Origin of the sequence: Pseudomonas sp. RW407, assembly GCF_003176655.1 — a bacterium.
GTDB classification, from domain to species: domain Bacteria; phylum Pseudomonadota; class Gammaproteobacteria; order Pseudomonadales; family Pseudomonadaceae; genus Pseudomonas; species Pseudomonas delhiensis.
This window is the reverse complement of record NZ_QGSL01000106.1, coordinates 473,305-474,417: the sequence shown is the minus strand read 5'-3', so window position 1 is coordinate 474,417 and position 1,113 is coordinate 473,305. Positions and strand designations below refer to the sequence as shown.

Genomic DNA, 1,113 nt, shown 5'->3' with positions numbered 1-1,113 from the left:
CTGCCGCCGGGCGCTGGGCGACTGCTTCGCCGAGGAAATGTTCCAGTGCCAGGCGGAACTGGTCAGCCCGGTGTTCCGCCAGTTGGGCGAGGCCGCCGCCTTCCTCGCCCGCGGCCGCGCGCAGCTGGCCGACCTGGCCCGCGCCCACGGCCTGCGCAGCCTGGTGGTGGGCGCGCACCCGTTCAGTTGCCTCGCCGACGCCGCGCCCAGCGAGCAGCCGCACTACCGCGCCTTGTTCGAGGACTACGTGCAGCCGGCCCGCAACAGCCTGCTGTGCGGCCTGCACGTGCACGTGGAGGTGCCGCCCGGGCAGGACCGGGTGGCGCTGATGAACCGGGTGCTGCCCTGGGCGCCGCTGCTGCTGGCGCTGAGCTGCTCGTCGCCGTTCTGGCAGGGCTGCCACACCGGGCTCGCCAGCTACCGCCGGGCGCTGTCCGGGCAATGGCCGCGGATGGGCATGCCGCCGTGGTTCGCCGACGAGCCGGCCTACCAGGCGCACCTGAAGCTGCTCCACGCCCGGGGCCTGATGCGCGAGCCGGGCCACGCCTGGTGGTTCCTGAGGCCCTCGGCGCGCTACCCGACACTGGAGCTGCGCATCAGCGACGCCTGCCCGCGCCTGGCCGACGCGCTGTGCATCGCCGGGCTGTTCCGCGCGCTGCTCACCCAGGCCATGGCCGATGCCGATGCCGGTGACCCGCACCTGGCGCGCGCGCTGCTGGCGGAGAACTACTGGCAGGCCCAGCGCCACGGCTGCCGGGCGCGCTTCCTGCTGGCCGACGGGCGCTGCGTCGACCTGGCGCAATGGCTGGCGCAGGCCTGGGCACAGTGCGCGACACCGGCCCGCGCCGGCAACGAATGGGCCTACGCCCACGCCTGCCGGCTGGCCCGCTCGGGCGGCAGCGCGCAGCGGCAGGTGCGCAGCCTGCGCCGGCATCTGGCGCGCGGCGGCGATGTGGCGGAGGCACTGCAGGAGCTGGTGGCCGAATTGCTGGAAGAGAACCGCCAGGTGCCGGAGGGCCTGCCCCTGAATAGCCGGTGAGCCCGATCGCGGACAGAGTCCGCTCCTACGACCGTGCTTCCTGGAACCGTAGGAGCGGACTCCGTCCGCGATTT

1 protein-coding gene is annotated in these 1,113 nt (G+C 74.1%); it reads left to right on the top strand.

Going from position 1 to position 1,113, the window contains the following annotated elements; all coding sequences use genetic code 11:
• Positions 1–1,039 (top strand): YbdK family carboxylate-amine ligase (locus DK254_RS18975; protein ID WP_109935787.1); only part of this gene is annotated, 1,039 nt, incomplete at its 5' end.
• Positions 1,040–1,113 lie beyond the last annotated feature (74 nt).